General features: G+C 61.0%; 14 protein-coding genes. 9 read left to right on the forward strand and 5 right to left on the reverse strand.

Annotation, left to right across the window (positions count from 1 at the left end; all coding sequences use genetic code 11):
• The coding region (locus tag FHT84_RS16545) for an IS110 family transposase (RefSeq protein WP_183787575.1) at positions 1-788 on the reverse strand (788 nt) is incomplete at its 3' end.
• Positions 789-1285: 497 nt separating this feature from the next.
• Between FHT84_RS16545 and FHT84_RS16550 the strand changes: the two genes are divergently transcribed.
• Together FHT84_RS16550 and folD are read left to right on the forward strand one after the other, a co-directional pair.
• Entirely contained in the window at positions 1286-2899 is a 1614-nt protein-coding gene (locus tag FHT84_RS16550) for a succinoglycan biosynthesis transport protein (RefSeq protein WP_246698692.1), read from the forward strand.
• A 116-nt stretch (positions 2900-3015) separates the two neighbouring features.
• Positions 3016-3915: a bifunctional methylenetetrahydrofolate dehydrogenase/methenyltetrahydrofolate cyclohydrolase FolD gene (gene folD, locus FHT84_RS16555; protein WP_183787576.1), complete on the forward strand. Its 900-nt coding sequence runs from the start codon at positions 3016-3018 to the stop codon at positions 3913-3915.
• A gap of 85 nt (positions 3916-4000) precedes the next feature.
• Here folD and FHT84_RS16560 read toward each other — a convergent pair whose 3' ends face one another.
• Entirely contained in the window at positions 4001-5032 is a 1032-nt protein-coding gene (locus tag FHT84_RS16560; RefSeq protein ID WP_113251003.1) for a substrate-binding domain-containing protein, read from the reverse strand.
• Between the two features lie 306 nt (positions 5033-5338).
• On the opposite strand from FHT84_RS16560, the gene FHT84_RS16565 reads away from it, so the two are divergent.
• From FHT84_RS16565 to FHT84_RS16590, 6 genes are all read left to right on the forward strand, one after another.
• Entirely contained in the window at positions 5339-6700 is a 1362-nt protein-coding gene (locus FHT84_RS16565) for an ABC transporter substrate-binding protein (protein WP_112344407.1), read from the forward strand.
• A gap of 123 nt (positions 6701-6823) precedes the next feature.
• Entirely contained in the window at positions 6824-7840 is a 1017-nt protein-coding gene (locus FHT84_RS16570) for a sugar ABC transporter permease (RefSeq protein ID WP_183763207.1), read from the forward strand.
• Between the two features lies 1 nt (position 7841).
• The gene (locus FHT84_RS16575; RefSeq protein ID WP_112344320.1) at positions 7842-8996 is read left to right on the forward strand and encodes a carbohydrate ABC transporter permease; all 1155 of its coding nucleotides are present in this window, start codon (positions 7842-7844) and stop codon (positions 8994-8996) included.
• 34 nt (positions 8997-9030) lie between these two features.
• Complete coding sequence (locus FHT84_RS16580) at positions 9031-10683, forward strand: alpha-glucosidase (RefSeq protein ID WP_113250984.1); 1653 nt, start codon at positions 9031-9033, stop codon at positions 10681-10683.
• 21 nt (positions 10684-10704) lie between these two features.
• Positions 10705-11793: a sn-glycerol-3-phosphate ABC transporter ATP-binding protein UgpC gene (gene ugpC, locus FHT84_RS16585; RefSeq protein WP_112344322.1), complete on the forward strand. Its 1089-nt coding sequence runs from the start codon at positions 10705-10707 to the stop codon at positions 11791-11793.
• A gap of 294 nt (positions 11794-12087) precedes the next feature.
• A complete protein-coding gene (locus tag FHT84_RS16590) occupies positions 12088-12441 on the forward strand; it encodes a hypothetical protein (RefSeq protein WP_112344408.1) in 354 nt (117 codons plus the stop codon).
• A gap of 47 nt (positions 12442-12488) precedes the next feature.
• Here FHT84_RS16590 and FHT84_RS16595 read toward each other — a convergent pair whose 3' ends face one another.
• Positions 12489-13085, reverse strand: a complete 597-nt coding sequence (locus tag FHT84_RS16595; protein ID WP_112344323.1) for a TetR/AcrR family transcriptional regulator — start codon at positions 13083-13085, stop codon at positions 12489-12491.
• 204 nt (positions 13086-13289) lie between these two features.
• On the opposite strand from FHT84_RS16595, the gene FHT84_RS16600 reads away from it, so the two are divergent.
• Positions 13290-14210: a DUF3313 domain-containing protein gene (locus FHT84_RS16600; RefSeq protein WP_183763209.1), complete on the forward strand. Its 921-nt coding sequence runs from the start codon at positions 13290-13292 to the stop codon at positions 14208-14210.
• A 41-nt stretch (positions 14211-14251) separates the two neighbouring features.
• Here the strand turns inward: FHT84_RS16600 and edd are convergent, their stop codons facing one another.
• Positions 14252-16075, reverse strand: a complete 1824-nt coding sequence (gene edd, locus FHT84_RS16605; RefSeq protein ID WP_183763211.1) for a phosphogluconate dehydratase — start codon at positions 16073-16075, stop codon at positions 14252-14254.
• A 169-nt stretch (positions 16076-16244) separates the two neighbouring features.
• Complete coding sequence (gene pgl / locus FHT84_RS16610; RefSeq protein ID WP_112344326.1) at positions 16245-16943, reverse strand: 6-phosphogluconolactonase; 699 nt, start codon at positions 16941-16943, stop codon at positions 16245-16247.
• Position 16944 lies beyond the last annotated feature (1 nt).

Raw genomic sequence — 16944 nt, forward strand, 5'->3', positions numbered from 1 at the left:
AGGCGAGGTTTACCGCCGGTGCTGTATTGTCTCGGCACCAATCCAAGCCAGGAGCCGAGATCTCGCGCTTTAGCAAAGCTGCTAGCATCGCCTACCGCGGCGATTAGGGCTGTGGCGTTGAGAACGCCTATACCTGGGATCAAGGTTAAACGATGCGCGGCAGCGTCATTCCGAGCCAACTGAACGAACTCGCGATTCAGTGCTCCAATTTTTTTGTCGAGCTCCTTCCATTCTGCACGTAGGCCGCCGATGAGATCTTGCATGCGCGGCGACAGTGTCTCATTGCGCTCGGAAAGCATTTGATCAAGCTCATGCTCAAACTTCAGCCTGCCGGCAGGGAAAATTAGCCCACGCTCAAGTAGGATCGCCCGCATCTGGTTGAGAAGGTTTGTTCTTTCCGCGACAAGGCGTGAACGTACCCGATGTAACGTCTGAATATCTAATTGCTCCTGGCTCTTGAGATCAACGAAGCGCATTGTCGGCCGTGAGGCGGCTTCAGCGATCCCCTCGGCATCGCGGTCATCGTTCTTCTGAGCCTTGATATACGGACGAACGTATTCCGGCGACATCAAACGGATCTCGTGACCCTGTTCCGCAAACCGCCGACCGAGATGATGCGCGCCGCAGCATGCTTCCATCGCAACCACACAAGCAGGAAGCTTCACAACATAGTCGATCAGCGTCTGTCGACGCATTGTTCGACGAACGACCACAGCTCCCGCCGCATCGACGCCGACCACGCTGCAGGAGTTCTTGCCCAAATCAATTCCAAGAATAGCAATAGACATTGGTTGGTCCTTTCCCTTTCCCGATATCAGCATTGTACTCGATGCTGGGTGAAAGGGCGGGCCATCCCATAATGCCGAGCGCTCGCCTATTCGCGGACGCGGCGTTAACTCTTTCTTTGGCATGAAAGTTTAGAGTGGGTTAACCATTGCATTGGTCTCCGACCACGTGCGCGAGATAGCCCGCCATGTTTGAAAGCAAAGCCAGGCCCGGATTCTACCGAGACGATGCGGAAACCTTCGAGGTATCGCGCGGATCGGGCCGGCATGTTTCTCCTTCTCGGGGCGACGATAGCTTGCGCCGTACAGCCCATCTGCAAGCGGCTAATTCCGACGATCCGCGCGATGCGGAGCTGCGCGCCATCCTGCGCAGGGCGCTGGATGGCCATCCTTATCCGGTCTCGGGACGAAGGGGATCGGTGGAGGCGGGGTCGCCGGACCATCGGCCTGCCGGGTACCCCCAAAGCATTCCGCCGTTCCGCCGCGCGGAGCCCCAACAAATGCGGGAGCCAGCATCGGAGCCCGTGCCCGATCTGCTGGAATTCGTGCCCGACCTGCTCGAAGGCATGCCGGAACTCTCTCCGCAGACTGCGATCCCCGATCTGGCCGAGCATAGGCCGCGCATCGGTCGCTGGTCTCTCGGTGTCCGCTCTCTCGGTTTCATCATTGCAACCGCCTTGGCGGGCGCGGCTGTCCCGACGCTGCTCGCACCGCCGCCGCTCTATATGTCGCAGGCAGTTCTGCATGCGGAAGGCGAGGGCAGCGGCCGCCGGACGTTGCTGGACGTCGCAGCGAAACGTGCTGTCGCACCGTCCGTGCTGTCCGATGTCGTCGCCAGGATGAAGCTCGATCGCGATCCGGAATTTACCGGCAGCCGGGCGGGTGCTCTCGGCATTGCCGTCGAGCTCCTGTCCGGCAACGGCAACGCATCCGATGCGCCCTCGCGCGCCCAGGCGGCTCTCCGCAAGGGCATCGCTGTCGGCATCGATGGCCAGACGGGTCTGCTGCGCTTGACCGTGACCAGCGGCGATCCCACCAGATCGGCCGATATTGCCAATCGCCTCGCTGTCGCCACCCTCTATGATGCCGCCGTCGCAAAGGCCGCTGGCACGTCGCTCGAGGTCGAGACGGCAGCCGACCGCAGCCGCAAGGAATTCGATCGCGCATCGGCGGCCCTGGCCGAGTTCAAGACGCATTATGGCGAGGACAAGATCGCGGCGGCGTTGGCGCTCCAGCAGCAGCGTCAGCTGTTGGACGGCGAAATAAAGGCAGCCGGGCTGGCCTTGCGCGCGGCCAAATCTCGCCTTGCATCGGTCAGGTCGGCCACGCCGGCCTCCGTGCTGAGTGGCGCCTTGTCGGGCGATGTCGCATCCGCCGGCCTCGATGATCTGCGCAGCCGCTATAGTGCCGCCAGGACCCAGCTTTCACAGCTTTCGACGCAGCTTGGTCCACGCCATCCCCGCTTGCTTGCGCAGCAGGCGACGGTCGATGATCTTGCCGCCGACATCCGCAGCCAACTGCAGCGGCTCGTCGTCAGCAGCGACGCCGATGTGAAGGCGGCCCTCGAAAAGCAGACGGCTCTTTCGGCTGAGATGACGGGCCTCAGCCAGAAGAGCATCGATGTCGACGTCATCCGCCTTGGGCAATTGCAGGAAGCCGTGGCCGTCGCGCAGAGCCGCTTTGAGGCCGATCAGCAGAATGCCGCTCTGTCGGTGCCGGAAGCCAAACAGCCGCTGACGCTGATCTCGCACGCCGTCGCATCGGCTCTCCCGCTGGATGATCATCTCGCGAGCAATCAGGCAATCGGTTTCCTGGCCGCCCTCGGCATGGCACTTGGCGCGGTGTTCCTGCGCAAGTGGCTGAGCGGTGCCGAAGCCGCGGAAGGCCATGTGGCTGACGATAGCGTCATGCCAGCCCTTCCTTCTTTCCATCAGGATAGCGACACATCGCTTCCGCCTTTGCCCGCTATCGCGGCTGAGCCGCTGCCGGCTACCCCCGAAATCGCAGGCCGGCTCGACCTTGCGGACGAGTGGGGCCGCATTCAGCAGGAACTTGCATCCCTGCGTGCCAAGGTCGAGACCTACGCGGTGCGCAGGAATCAGGACCGCGGCTGATCTCCCATCGTTTTCCCTTGCAATTACCGCTTTCAGACACCATAGGGCGTTAGCAGGCAATTATGCCGGGCCGATGGTCTGTAGATTGCCAGCGAATTCATGATCGGGAGACGAGCGTGACGACAGTGATCGACGGGAAACAAGCGGCCGCTTCGGTGATCGAGGCCGTGAAGGCTGCGGCGGCTGGGCTTGAAGCGGAGGCCGGTGTGAAGACCGGGCTTGCCGTCGTCATCGTCGGCGACGATCCGGCCAGCCACGCCTATGTGAACTCCAAGAGCAAGATGGCTAGGGAATGCGGCTTCAAGTCGGTCCAGTACACGCTGCCGGCCGAGACGACGCAGGAAGAACTGGCAAGGCTCGTGGCCTCGCTGAACGACGATCCGTCCATCCACGGCATTCTCGTGCAGCTGCCGCTGCCGAAGCATCTGAACTCCGATGCGATCATCCAGTCGATCAAGCCGGAAAAGGATGTCGATGGCCTGCATGTGGTCAATGCCGGCAAGCTTGCGACCGGTGATCTCGAAACCGGGCTGATCTCGTGCACGCCGGCCGGCGCCATGCTGCTGGTGCGTTCGATCCACGGCGAGGACCTGTCGGGTCTCAATGCCGTCGTCATCGGCCGCTCCAACCTGTTCGGCAAGCCGATGGCGCAATTGCTGCTTTCTGCCAATGCGACGGTCACGACGGCGCATTCGCGCACGAAGGATCTGGCTTCGGTCGCGAGGGGTGCCGATATTCTGGTGGCGGCCGTCGGCCGTCCGGAGATGGTCAAGGCCGACTGGATCAAGCCCGGCGCCACCGTCATCGATGTCGGCATCAACCGGATCGCGGCCCCGGAGCGGGGCGAGGGCAAGAGCCGGCTGGTGGGGGATGTCGCCTATGGTGAAGCCTCCGAAGTCGCTGCCGCCATCACGCCGGTTCCGGGCGGTGTCGGACCGATGACGATCGCCATGCTGATGGCCAATACCGTCATCGCTGCCCATCGCGCCGCGGGTAAGAAGCCGCCGAAGTTTTGAGAGCAAGCCGCGCAAAGTGTGCCGCGATTTGCGATAACGACCACGGCGTGAATCTGAAAGATCGCGACACGCTTGAAGCCAGGTGTCAGTCGGCCGGCGCAACGCCGGTCGAGGCGCGCACGATCAGTTCGGCCTTCCACAATTCCTGCGCCGGAAACGTCTCCGTATGCTTGATTTCGCCGATCAGCCGTTCGGCTATGCGCACGCCCGCCGCGCGCAGCGACGAGCGGGTCGTCGTCAGCGGCACGGTGAAGCTTTCCGGCTTCAAAAGCGTCAGCACGTCGTCATGGGCGATGATCGAAATATCCTCACCCAGCTTGAGCCTCGCCTGATTGATGGCGCGAACGGCGCCGAGCGCCAGAACGGTACTGGAGCAGAGCACCGCAGTCGGACGCCTTTCCTTTTCCATCTGCAGGATGCGCTCCATGGCGAGCAGGCCCTGTTCGTCGGTCATCGGTGTGTGGCTGGTGCAGGCCTCGTCGAGCATAAGGCCGCGCTCTGCAAGGGCAGCTTCCATACCGTTTTTCCGGCGAATGGCGAAATCAAAATAGATCGGGCCGTTCAACAGGGCGAAGCGCCGATGTCCAAGCTGCAGCAACAGTTTCGTGGCGTCGTAGAAGGCGGCTTCATTGTCGAGGTCGAGAAAGGGATAGTCCGGCTCGGAGCCGATCGAGCGTCCGTGCACGAGAAAAGGCATGGACAGCGTCTTCAGCATTTCCAGACGTGGATCGTGGCCGCGCATGTAATTGACGAAGAGCGCGTCGACATTGCCGCTGGCCGCCAGCCGTCGCAACGCGCCGACTTCGTCATTCGGATCCGCAGGCGTCAGCACGAAATGGAAGTCGTGCCGCAGGGCCTCCTCGCCGAGACCGGTCAGGAACTCTGAGAAATGCACGTCCGAGGAGTTGCCGGGCGATGTCGGCATGACCAAGCCGATCGAGCCCGCCTTGCCGGTCGCAAGTCTTTGCGCTGCCTTATTGGGCCGATAGCCGGTTTCCCGAACCGCTTTGAGAACACGCTCGCGAGTCTCGCGATTAACCTCCGGATATCCGTTCAATGCCCGGCTGACTGTCGTCTGCGACAGCCCGAGCATTTGCGATAGCTGCTTGAGATTCACGAATTTCGGCTCCTCCAATTCCCGACTGCTCAGTTGCCAGCACACCTCCCGAATATCGCTGGCATCCAAAGCGCTTTTAATATGTAGCAGGCGATGCGTTCGAGACAAGATAAATAGCAAAATATCTCTGCCTATTTTATGCTGCAACGCGAGATAGTCTGTGAATATTAGCCGAAATTTGAAAAGAGCTTGACTTTTCCCTGCGCTCAATGGATGAGAGAGGTAGCCAAAGCGCTTTGAGGAATGGGCGCGATGGCACAAATTGTGCCTCGGCTCATGGGTTTCGTTATTTGGGAGGACAACCGCATGAAAAAGATGTTTTTGATGACCGTCGCTCTAGCCGCCTTGGCGGCCGGTACGGCGATGGCGGCCGATCTGAAATTCCAGCCCGGCCAGGACTCCAAGTTCAACTGGAAAAGCTACGACGAGTTTAAATCGGCGCATGCCGACCTGAGGGGCGAGACTCTGACCATCTTCGGCCCCTGGCGCGGCGAAGACGAAGCTCTCTTCACGAGCGTCCTCAACTACTTCACCGAAGCGACCGGCGTGAATGCCAAGTATTCGTCCTCGGAAAATTACGAGCAGCAGATCGTCATCGACACGCAGGCCGGTTCGCCGCCGAACGTCGCTATCCTCCCGCAGCCAGGCCTTCTCGCCAATCTTGCCAGCAAGGGTTATCTGACACCACTCGGCGATGATCTCGCGAGCTGGGTCAAGACGAACTACGGCGCCGGCGACAGCTGGGTCGGCTACGGCACCTATAAGGGCAAGGACGGCAAGGATGCCTTCTATGCCTTCCCTTACAAGGCCGACCTGAAGTCATTGGTCTGGTATGTGCCGGAGAACTTCGAAGAAGCCGGTTACAAGGTTCCGACGACGATGGAGGACCTGCTCAAGCTTTCCGACCAGATCGTCAAGGATGGCGGCACGCCCTGGTGCATCGGCCTCGGTTCTGGCGGTGCGACCGGCTGGCCGGCGACCGACTGGGTCGAAGACCTGATGCTGCGCATGAACACGCCGCAGGACTATGATCATTGGGTCGACAATACGTTGAAGTTCAACGATCCGAAGGTCGTCTCGGTGGTCGAGGAGTTCGGGAAGTTCGCCAAGAACGCGAAATATGTCGCCGGTGGCGTCGCGGCCGTCGCCTCGACGGACTTCCGCGACAGCCCGAAGGGCCTCTTCACCGTCCCGCCGAAGTGCTACATGCACAAGCAGGCATCCTTCATCCCATCCTTCTTCCCGGAAGGCACCAAGCTTGGCCAGGATGCGGACTTCTTCTACTTCCCGCCCTTCGCCGCGCATCCTGAACTCGGCAAGCCGGTTCTCGGCGCTGGCACGCTGGCGGCCATCACCAAGGATTCGAAGGCTGCCCGTGCCTTCATCCAGTTCCTGCAGACGCCGATCGCCCAGGAGGTCTGGATGGCGCAGTCCGGCTTCCTGACGCCATACAAGGCCGTCAATACCGCAGCTTATGCCAACGACACGCTGCGCAAGGAAGGCGAGACCCTGACCTCGGCGACCACCTTCCGCTTCGACGGTTCCGACTTGATGCCGGGCAAGATCGGCGCCGGTTCGTTCTGGACCGGCATGGTGGACTTCGTCGGCGGCAAGTCCGCTCAGGATGTTACCGACGGGGTTCAGAAGTCCTGGGATGCCATCAAGTAAGACATCATAGTCCAGCGCCGCCGGTCAAAGCCGGCGGCGCCAAATAATATCCAACGGCGCGCCCTTATGCGCGGCCGATGCCGGGCTGGTGGACTCAAGCAGGTAAATTCGGGGAGGGAATGGATGTTTTCGCAGATCGTATCGGCGATTGGCGCCATGATATTCGGCGTTGCCATTTGCGCCGCTTATTTCTGGTTCTCCAACAAGCTCTTGGACTTGATCTTTCCGGCAAGGGAGGGAGACGACGTCCATCAGGCAGCCGTCAACCTTCGACGCCGCGGTCTGATCCGCCCCTGGCTGTTTTTAGGCCCGGCGTTGTTCCTGCTGGTCGTCTATCTCGTCTATCCTGTCGTGGCGACCTTCATCCTGTCCTTCTATGGACCGGACGGCAATAAGTTCGTCGGCGGTGCCAATTACCTGTGGGCGCTCAACGACACCGAATTCCGCCAGTCGATTTTCAACAACATCCTCTGGCTCGCCGTCGTGCCGGCCGCCTGCACCCTCTTCGGCCTGGTCATCGCCGTCATGACCGACCGCATCTGGTGGGGCAATATCGCCAAGGCGGTCATCTTCATGCCAATGGCGATTTCCTTCGTCGGCGCCTCGGTCATCTGGAAATTCATCTACGAATATCGCGGCGGCACCGATACGCAGATCGGTCTTCTGAACGCCGTCGTCCAGCTTTTCGGCGGTACGCCGGAAGTCTGGATCACCATTCCGTTCTGGAACAATTTCTTCCTGATGGTGATGCTGATCTGGATTCAGACCGGTTTTGCCATGGTCATCCTCTCGGCTGCATTGCGCGGCATTCCCGAAGAAACCATCGAAGCCGCCGTCATCGACGGCGCCAATGGCTGGCAGATCTTCTGGAAGATCATGGTGCCGCAGGTCTGGGGCACGATCGCCACCGTCTGGACCACCATCACCATCCTCGTCCTCAAGGTTTTCGATATCGTTCTCACGATGACCAATGGTCAGTGGAACACGATGGTGCTTGCCAACCTGATGTTCAATTGGATGTTCCGCGGCGGCGGCGACAGCGGCCGAAGCGCCGTCATCGCGCTCGTCATCATGGTTGCGGTCACGCCGATCATGATCTGGAACATCCGCCGCGCAAACGCTGAGACGAAGGGGCGCTGACATGGTTGGAAATCTCGGTCGTATCGGTCCCGCCCGCATCTTCGTTCATGCCGCGGTGCTGCTCATCGTCATCATCTGGCTTTTGCCGACGCTCGGCATCTTCGTGACCGCACTGCGCGACAGGGACCAGATCGTCGCGTCCGGTTGGTGGACGGCGTTTGCCGGCTCCTCGCGCACGACGGCCGCACGTCTCGACGGTCCGGACAAGGCAAAGCCGGACGGCGCGAATTTCGTCATCGCAGGTAGGCTCAATGTGGAAGGCGGCGGCAAGATCCAGTCCTTCGGTCTGCGCGTGCAGGAGCCGGCAGCCTACAAGGCTGGCTCGCCTGCTCAACTGGAGAACGGCGAAACGCTGACCATCGATGCCGACGGCAGCTACCGCTATCAGAAGAGTGGCCCGTTTGAAGCCGATGCGCGCGCCAAGCGGGTCTACTTGACTGTTGCCACACCGCCGCAATTCACGCTCGACAACTATCGCAACGTGCTCGGCGGGGAGGGTATCGGCCAGTCCTTCATCAATTCGCTGACGGTGACGATCCCCGCGACCGTCATCCCGATCCTGATCGCCGCCTTCGCCGCCTATGCGCTTGCCTGGATGGAGTTTCCGGGCCGCGCGATCCTGATCGCGCTCGTCGTCGGCCTCATCGTCGTGCCGCTGCAGATGTCGCTGATCCCGCTTTTGCGCATCTATAACGAGATCGGCCAGTTGTTCGGCGTGCCGTCGAAGACCTATCCCGGCATTTGGCTGGCGCATACGGCCTTCGGTCTGCCGCTCGCCATCTATCTCCTGCGCAATTACATTGCCGGCCTGCCGAAGGAGATCATCGAATCCGCCCGCGTCGACGGCGCAAGCGATTTCGATATCTTCGTCAAGATCATCCTGCCGCTATCCTTCCCGGCGCTGGCCTCCTTCGCGATCTTCCAGTTCCTCTGGGTCTGGAATGACCTTCTGATCGCCATGGTGTTCCTCGGCACCGATAAGGACCACCTGGTCCTGACCGCCGCCCTCAACGCGCTGCTCGGCTCGCGCGGCGGCAACTGGGAAATCCTGACGGCGTCGGCCTTCGTCACCATCCTTATTCCGCTCCTCGTCTTCTTCGGTTTGCAGCGCTATCTCGTGCGCGGTCTGCTCGCCGGGTCGGTGAAGGGGGGCTGATCCAAAACACAGACTCACACAGGACCCATTCAGCATGAGCATTGCTCCTCAATCGGATTCGGAAGTTGACAAGGACTGGTGGCGCGGCGCCGTGATCTATCAGATCTATCCGCGTTCCTATCAGGACTCCAACGGCGACGGCATCGGCGATCTCAAGGGTATCGCCGTCCGTCTGCCGCATGTCGCAGCGCTCGGTGTCGATGCAATCTGGATTTCGCCGTTCTTCACCTCGCCGATGCGCGATTTCGGCTATGACGTCTCCGATTACGAGGACGTCGATCCGATCTTCGGCTCGCTCGCCGATTTCGATGCGATGGTGACGGAGGCCCATCGTCTCGGCATCAAGGTGATGATCGATCTGGTGCTGTCGCACAGCTCGGATCGTCATCCGTGGTTCGTCGAAAGCCGTTCGAGCAAGAATAATCCCAAGGCTGACTGGTATGTCTGGGCCGATGCCAAGCCGGATGGCACGCCGCCCAGCAACTGGCTGTCGATCTTCGGCGGCTCGGCCTGGGCGTGGGATCCGACCCGCATGCAATACTACCTGCACAACTTCCTGACCTCGCAGCCGGATATGAACCTGCATAATCCCGAAGTGCAGGAGCGCTTGCTGGATGTCGTGCGTTTCTGGCTCGACCGCGGCGTCGATGGCTTCCGCCTCGATACGATCAACTTCTACTTCCACGACAAGGAGCTGCGCGACAACCCGGCGCTGGAGCCCGCGCGCCGCAACGCCTCCACTGCCCCGGCGGTCAATCCCTATAATTTCCAGGAGCATCTCTACGACAAGAACCGGCCCGAGAACCTGGAATTCCTGAAGCGTTTCCGCGCGGTGCTTGACGAATATCCGGCGATCGCCGCCGTCGGCGAAGTGGGTGACAGCCAGCGCGGTCTCGAGATCGTCGGCGAATACACCTCCGGCGGCGACAAGATGCACATGTGCTACGCCTTCGAATTCCTCGCGCCGGACGCCCTGTCGCCGGATCGCGTCGAAGAAGTCATGAAGGATTTCGCCGCCGCCGCTCCCGAAGGCTGGGCCTGCTGGGCCTTCTCCAATCATGATGTCGTGCGCCATGTCAGCCGCTGGGGCAATCTGGTCGCCGACCGCGATGCCTTCGCCAAGCTTTATGCGGCGCTGCTGCTGACGCTGCGCGGTTCGGTCTGCCTCTATCAGGGCGAGGAACTGGCGCTCACGGAAGCCGATCTCGCCTATCAGGATCTGCAGGATCCCTACGGCATCCAGTTCTGGCCGGAGTTCAAGGGCCGCGATGGCTGCCGCACGCCGATGGTCTGGGACAGCCAGGTTACGCAGGGCGGCTTTTCCACCGTCAAGCCCTGGCTGCCGGTGCCGGTCGAACATATCCTGCGCGCTGTCAGCGTCCAGCAGGGTGACGAAACTTCGGTGTTGGAGCAGTACCGCCGCTTCCTCGCCTTTCGCAAACAGCATCCGGCCTTCGCCAAGGGCGAGATCGCGTTTTCGGAGCCGCAGGGCGACGTACTCATCTACAGCCGCGCTTACGCTGGCGAGACCATTCTTTGTGCCTTCAACATGAGCCCGGTCGAAGCGATGGTGGTCCTGCCTGATGGGAACTGGCAGGCGTTGACGGGACACGGCTTCGCCAGCAACAACTACGGCAACAAGATCGATATTCCGGCCTGGGGCGCTTACTTCGCGCATCTTGCCTGACCTTTGGGAGGAGGGAGCATAATGACGGGACTTGTTCTGAAGGATATCAAGAAATCCTACGGCAGCGTGCATGTGCTGCACGGCATCGATCTGGAGATCAACGAGGGCGAATTCATCGTCTTCGTCGGTCCGTCCGGCTGCGGCAAATCCACCTTGCTGCGCATGATCGCCGGGCTGGAAAGCATCACCTCGGGCGACATGATGATTGCCGGGCAGAAGGTGAACGAGGTACCGCCGTCACGGCGCGGCATCGCCATGGTCTTCCAGTCCTACGCGCTCTACCCGCATATGACGGTCTACGACAACATGGCCTTCGGCATGCGCATCGCCGGCGAAAGCAAGCAGGAGATCGACCGCCGCGTGCGTGCTGCCGCAGCAAGTCTGCAGCTCACCCAATATCTGGAACGCCTGCCCAAGGCGCTTTCGGGTGGTCAGCGGCAGCGTGTCGCCATCGGCCGCGCCATCTGCCGCAACCCCAAGGTCTTCCTCTTCGACGAACCGCTGTCGAATCTCGATGCCGCCCTGCGCGTCGCGACCCGTATCGAGATTGCCAAACTCAGCGATTCCATGCCCGAGACGACGATGATCTACGTCACCCACGACCAGGTGGAAGCCATGACGCTTGCCGACCGTATCGTCGTGCTGTCGGCCGGCCGCGTGGAACAGGTCGGAGCTCCCCTCGAACTCTACGAGCGCCCGGCCAACCTGTTCGTCGCCAAGTTCATCGGCTCGCCGGCCATGAACATCATCCCCGCTACTGTGACCGAAACCGGTGCGACGACGACCGTGACGCTGACCGGCGGCAAGTCGGTGACGCTCGACGTGCCGACGGCAGCCTCCGAAAAAGGCAGGACTGCGAGCTTCGGCGTGCGCCCGGAAGATCTTCGTCTTGCGACCGGTGACGACTATCTCTTCGAAGGCGAGGTCTCCATCGTCGAGGCGCTTGGCGAAGTGACGCAGCTCTATATCGAAGGCCTGGTCGATGGCGAGCCGATCATCGTGAAAATTCCCGGTATCGCCGATATCCACCGCGGCCAGAAGATGCGCTTTGCCGCCGACCGGCAGAAGCTGCATCTCTTCGACGCCGAGGGCCATTCCTATCGCAAGTAGGCGCTCATGGGACGACGCCGGCTCAAGCTGGAGCGTTTCCGCTTCTCTTCGAATCGCGGAAACGCTACGGCCTTTGTTTCTACGCAATTCCGAACGGAAAACCGCTCTGCACTTTTTCCTGAAATTGCATCTCAGATGCACAACAAAATTCAACTTGGGCTGGCGCGTTCAAACCTTCTGTTAAATACCAGCTGGTAGTCTCCCCATCATAATATACTTCAGGGATCTACCAAGATGGCCGCGTTCGGCAGAACTAATTCAGGTCAGCATTTTCTCAACAAAGAAGAATCCTTCATGTATGACCGCGAAGTGCGGTTCCGCATGGAAGACACGATGAACGCGGCGCGGCTCGAATACACCGAAAAGGGCGTGATGAACCTTGCGTCCCGTCGATGCGATATTATCCGCATCTCGCAGAGCAGCGCGGTGCTTGCGATCCTGACGCAGTATAATCTGCCGAAGCAATTCTATCTGGACATTCCCGACGCCCGCATCTCCAAGATCGGTTGCGTCCTCATGAAGGTATTCCCCAACAATACGGTGGAAGTCCGTTTCCTGCGGCTCCTCACGGAGAAGGAAATGAACAAGATCTTCGTCTACAGTACGCATCCCGCCCACAAGAACCGCGTGCTCGACATCAGGGCCTGATCAGCGACCATAGGAAGCAGGCCAGCCCGATCCATACGGCTGACCGATCAGATTTCGGTCCGCCATTTCCGTAGGGCATCCTCAAGATACGCAATCAGCGGCAGCCTGCCGTTTTCCTGCAGCCATTTGTTGACCGAGAGGCGGAGCGGGCTCACTGCGATCATTGAAACCAGCTGCAGACCGTCGCGATCCCTCGTCGGAAACAATTCGCACAGGGCTTGATAGGCGATTTGTTCGAGCTGCAGCGAGTTACCCCGTGAGCGGGCGCGCAGGGTTTCGCTTTGCCGCAAAAGCCTGGCCGTCTCAAGAAGCCGAGGTGCTTCCGCCTCGAGGCGGGCCGCAAGTCCCAGCGTTGCCTGATGGACAACCTCGAGCGGTCGCCCGGCTGACGCATTCTCCATGATGCTAGTCCGTAGCGCGTCCATATAACGGCGCTGGTGTGCCAGAAGAATATCGTCCTTGCTTTTGAAGTAATAAAAGAAGGTCCGGCGGGAAATGCCGGCCGCTGCCGCAATCTCCTCGATCGTGGTTTCCTGATAGCCTTTCGCCAGAAAGGATTTCATTCCGACGTCCGCTATCCGTTGAAAGGTCAGGCGGCGCTTGCATTCGCGCAGGCCTTCCGGCTTTGAGGGTGCATCTTGCATCCGATCATTTTGGCATGAGTCGCAATGCCACTCAAATTATCGGCACGCCCCGCGACCCCATTCTCATACTCTCAATTTCTGGTGAAGGATTCATTCGCTTCGCTCGCAGATTGCCGCAAAGTAGCCAACATTAATTTTTACACCAAGTGCGATATTAATGCTGATGCTGAATGTTCATAACCGGGTGCAGGAGCACAAACATCAATGCCAGCCAATGCAATCTCAAATGACGATGGAAGTAAGACCTATGATCCATATGCCGCCGAAAGCCATCGGAGGCGCGATATTTGCTCGATGGCTCTGCTGTTGAGCGTGCTCGGGGGCTGCGCCGCCGCGCCGCTGGATCGGGCGGGATCCCTGCGGTCCTATGACGGCCTGACCCGATCGGACGGGCTGGTCGCGCACTCGCTTCTTCGGGTAAGCAGGGACGACGTTCTTGCGGCGAAGACCGTGAAGATCATTCCCACAGCCTTTTCGATGCGCGCCGAAAGCGCGGCCTTTACACCTAAACAGCGCGATCTCGTCACCAATGCCGTTAACAGGGCGCTTTGCTCCGGATTGAGCGAACGCTTCGTCGTCGTCGGTCTGTCCGAGCCGGCGGATCTGACCATTCGCGCCGTCGTGACACAGGTCAGGGCAACCAATGCGACCGCCGTCGGCGTCTCGAAAGTTGCCTCCGTGGGCAAGAGCGTATTGCTCCCGGGTGTACCCGTGCCCGTCCCCCGCATTCCAATCGGCATGGGCAGCCTCTCGCTCGAGGCGGAAGCTTTCAACCCACAGGGCGTGCAGAAGGCAGTCATGATCTGGGGGCGTGGTGCAAACGCATTCTTTGATTCAGGCACCATCGCCAGGGAAGGGGATGCCTATAGCCTCGCCGCCAAATTCGGCGGCGATTTCAGCAAGATGCTGGTCAAGGGCAAGACGCCGTTCGGAGCGACGCCCTCCTTCCCATCCAGAGCAAAACTGGCAACCCTCGTCGGCCGCGCACCCAAATATGAGGCCTGCAAGGCATTCGGGAAGTCCCCTGGTGTGACGGGCTTCGTCGGAGCACGCCTCGGCCTTCCGCCTGCCTGGACGGACAAGGCTCCGGCGCATCCGGAAACAATGGCATCGAAGGCTCCTTGATCAGCTTTCGATGCCGTCCTGCCGAAATCCGGCGGACGATCTCAGTGGCGGAACAGGACGCTCGCGCCCTGATCCGCCGGTCCCGCGGCGTGGCGGAACGGCGCGAAGAGCTCCCGGCCCATGCCGAATTCATTCTCCGAAAGATCGGCTACGACCGGCTCGCGCTCCGCCATGTCGGCGGCATCGACCAGCACTTCCAGCGTGCCGGCGATCGCATCGATGCGGATGATGTCGCCTTCCCGGATGCGGGCAATCGGACCGCCGTCGACGGCCTCCGGCGTCACATGAATGGCGGCCGGGACCTTGCCCGATGCACCCGACATGCGGCCGTCGGTCAAGAGCGCTACGCGGAAGCCGCGATCCTGCAGCACGCCGAGCGCCGGCGTCAGCTTGTGCAGCTCAGGCATACCGTTGGCTTTCGGTCCCTGGAAGCGGACGACGGCAACGAAATCGCGGTTCAGCTTGCCATCCTTGAAGGCCTGCTGCATCTCGAGCTGGTCGTGGAAGATAACGGCCGGCGCTTCGATGATGTGGCGTTCCGGCTTGACGGCGGAAATCTTGATGACCGCCTTGCCGATATTGCCGCGCAGCATCTTCAGGCCGCCATTGCTCTGGAAGGGCTTGTCGATGCTTGCCAGGACCTTCGGGTCGTGGCTTTTATCCGGGGCAGGCTCGCGCACCACATTGCCGTCGGCGCCGAGCTTGACGTCGATGGAGTAGCCGCCGAGGCCCTGGCCGTAGACGGTGCGCACGTCGTCATGCAGCAACCCCTTCTTCAGGAGTTCCTTGATGAGGAAGCCCATGCCGCCGGCGGCATGGAAATGGTTCACGTCGGCAAGCCCGTTCGGATAGACGCGGGCAAGCAGTGGAATGATGTCGGAAAGCTCGGAAATATCCTGCCAGGTGAGCACGATGCCCGCCGCACGCGCCATGGCGACGATATGCATCGTGTGGTTTGTCGAGCCGCCGGTCGCATGCAGACCGACGACGCCGTTGACGATCGAACGCTCGTCGATCATCTCGCCGGCCGGCGTGAACTCATTGCCCATGGCGGTGATTGCGAGCGCGCGCTTGGTCGCCTCGCGCGTCAGGGCTTCGCGCAGCGGCGTGCCGGGGTTGACGAAGGAGGCACCCGGCATATGGAAGCCCATGATCTCCATCAGCATCTGGTTCGAATTCGCCGTGCCGTAGAAAGTGCAGGTGCCGGGACCGTGATAGGACTTCGATTCCGCCTCCAGCAGTTCGGCGCGGCCGACCTTGCCTTCGGCATAGAGCTGGCGCACGCGCGACTTCTCGTCGTTGGGCAGGCCCGAAGTCATCGGTCCGGCTGGGATGAAGACGGCAGGGAGATGGCCGAAGGAGAGGGCGGCGATGACGAGGCCGGGCACGATCTTGTCGCAGACGCCGAGGAAGACGGCCGCATCGAACATATTGTGCGACAGGCCGACGGCGGCCGACATGGCAATCAGATCGCGCGAGAAGAGCGAGAGTTCCATGCCTGGCTGGCCCTGCGTGACGCCGTCGCACATGGCTGGCACGCCGCCGGCAACCTGGGCGATGCCGCCCGCTTCGGCCGCCGCCTCGCGGATGATCGCAGGATAGGTCTCGAACGGCTGATGCGCCGAGAGCATGTCGTTGTAGGAGGTGATGATCCCGAGATTGGGCACCTGGTCTCCCGCCAGTGCGTCCTTCTCGGAGGGGGAACAGATGGCGAAGCCATGCGCAAGGTTGGCACAGCCAAGCACGGAGCGTTGCGCTCCTTTGCTTGCGGCGCTGCGCAGGCGGTCCAGATAGCGCTCGCGCGTCGGCTTTGAGCGCTCGACGATACGTGCGGTAATCGCTGATATGCGGGCGTCAGCGGCCATGGTCGATCTGCCTCCGTCTGTTCTGCGCGATGCCCGTGAGATCTGTTTCGGTAAAGGGCGCGGCGCGGGATCCAAAAGTCAATGCTCTGCCGCTGCACCCGCAAGGGCACATGGCGCAGCATAGGTTGCTGTGTCATTCAGGGTTCGATGACGAGGCCTTGCGACCGTGTCAGGGAGCCCAATAAATCTCGACCGGGGAAGCCGCCCGGCGCAGCATGGCGCGGATCGGCATCTCGGTTTCTTCGCCCGGCGCTTCGGCCTTTGCCAAAACGTCCTTCTTTCCTTCTCCCTCGATATGGAGCACCAGCAATCGGGCATCCTGAAGGCTGGAGAAAGTGAACGTCAGCCGCGGCTCGCCCGCACCTTCCGCTTCCATCGTGATGATGCCGCGCGGGGTGTTCGGATCGAGTGCGGTCTTGAGATTGCTGCCACCCGGAAAGAAAGAGGCCGTGTGGCCGTCATTGCCCATGCCGAGGATGGCAATATCGAAGGGATGGCCGATAGAATTGGTCTTTTCGGTGGCAATGACCGCAGCCTCCTCGACGGAAGCCGCGGCCTGATAGAGCGGAAGGAAATTGGCGGCCGCCGCCTTGTCCTTCAGCAGGTTTTCCTGAACGAGCAGGTGGTTCGAGCGCGGATTGTCCGCCGGCACGAACCGCTCATCGACGAGGGCGACCGTCACCTTGGGCCAGTCGATCGAGCGCGATGACAGCGCCTGGAAGAAGGCCTTCGGCGTCGAGCCGCCGGAGACCGCGATGCTTGCGGAGCCGCGGGCGGTAATCGCAGCCGAAAGGGTCTCGGCCACCTTGTCCGCGAGCTTGCCGGCGAGTTCGGCACCATTGGCAAAAGCATGCATGTTGGCTGTCATC

Source organism: Rhizobium sp. BK289, from assembly GCF_014193575.1.
Classification (GTDB): Bacteria; Pseudomonadota; Alphaproteobacteria; order Rhizobiales; family Rhizobiaceae; genus Rhizobium; species Rhizobium tropici_C.

Coding starts and splice junctions, on each gene's coding strand:
- FHT84_RS16595 (WP_112344323.1), bottom strand. CDS start 13,085: ATGCAAGATGCACCCTCAAAGCCGGAAGGCCTGCGCGAATGCAAGCGC.
- FHT84_RS16550 (WP_246698692.1), top strand. CDS start 1,286: ATGCGGGAGCCAGCATCGGAGCCCGTGCCCGATCTGCTGGAATTCGTG.
- FHT84_RS16590 (WP_112344408.1), top strand. CDS start 12,088: ATGTATGACCGCGAAGTGCGGTTCCGCATGGAAGACACGATGAACGCG.
- FHT84_RS16600 (WP_183763209.1), top strand. CDS start 13,290: ATGCCAGCCAATGCAATCTCAAATGACGATGGAAGTAAGACCTATGAT.
- ugpC (WP_112344322.1), top strand. CDS start 10,705: ATGACGGGACTTGTTCTGAAGGATATCAAGAAATCCTACGGCAGCGTG.
- FHT84_RS16565 (WP_112344407.1), top strand. CDS start 5,339: ATGAAAAAGATGTTTTTGATGACCGTCGCTCTAGCCGCCTTGGCGGCC.
- edd (WP_183763211.1), bottom strand. CDS start 16,075: ATGGCCGCTGACGCCCGCATATCAGCGATTACCGCACGTATCGTCGAG.
- FHT84_RS16575 (WP_112344320.1), top strand. CDS start 7,842: ATGGTTGGAAATCTCGGTCGTATCGGTCCCGCCCGCATCTTCGTTCAT.
- FHT84_RS16570 (WP_183763207.1), top strand. CDS start 6,824: ATGTTTTCGCAGATCGTATCGGCGATTGGCGCCATGATATTCGGCGTT.
- pgl (WP_112344326.1), bottom strand. CDS start 16,943: ATGACAGCCAACATGCATGCTTTTGCCAATGGTGCCGAACTCGCCGGC.
- FHT84_RS16580 (WP_113250984.1), top strand. CDS start 9,031: ATGAGCATTGCTCCTCAATCGGATTCGGAAGTTGACAAGGACTGGTGG.